At 42.3% G+C, this 246-nt stretch carries 1 protein-coding gene; it reads right to left on the minus strand.

What is annotated here, in order from left to right:
* A partial coding sequence (locus J7R07_RS08175) for a hypothetical protein (RefSeq protein WP_208436345.1) occupies positions 1-246 on the minus strand: 246 nt, incomplete at both ends.

Below are 246 nucleotides of genomic sequence, written 5' to 3' on the forward strand. Positions count from 1 at the left end.
CTCTTCAACTGCACTGCCATCTTCCTTGACTACATGAACCTTAAACTTTGGGGCTTTCCATTCGCCATTCTCATACTGAGCTCCACCTCCTAAAGATTGCGCCAAACCATTACCTAATGAATAAAGCTGAGAACCATTCACAGCATCTGTTGAGACATTACTAATGACACCAGCTTGAAGAGATGTAATCTTGCTTTTGCTCTTTGCGTTATCCGCACCATGAAGAGCTACAAATGCATTTTCCTT

The sequence above is a fragment of the Bartonella phoceensis genome, assembly GCF_902825145.1.
Taxonomy (GTDB): Bacteria; Pseudomonadota; Alphaproteobacteria; order Rhizobiales; family Rhizobiaceae; genus Bartonella; species Bartonella phoceensis.